Genomic DNA, 269 nt, shown 5'->3' with positions numbered 1-269 from the left:
ATGGGTAGCCGTCAGCAAATCTTGAATAGCAATCCCTGTACTGTCAAAGATCGTGATTTCCTCTGCTGTTTTTCTGCCGGCAGCACGCCCTAAGATCACGTTGCCGATCTCCGCGGCGATGTCACTCTCGGTGATGACTCCTTTTTTGATCGGAACCTCTGTTTCTCCTACACGTACAGCCTGCCCGACATCGTCCACGAAGACACGTCCTGCTGCAAACAGGCGCTCATCGATCTCCTGCTTGCCTTCCATATCTGCACCGATACACG

1 pseudogene is annotated in these 269 nt (G+C 52.8%); it reads right to left on the bottom strand.

From position 1 onward, the window contains the following. Window positions 1-269, bottom strand: a pseudogene (locus tag SB775_RS29895) (ornithine cyclodeaminase family protein); the annotation flags it as partial.

The sequence above is a fragment of the Peribacillus sp. SIMBA_075 genome, assembly GCF_046534585.1.
The sequence above is the reverse complement of the archived record's forward strand: the minus strand, read 5'-3'. Positions and strand labels throughout refer to the sequence as shown.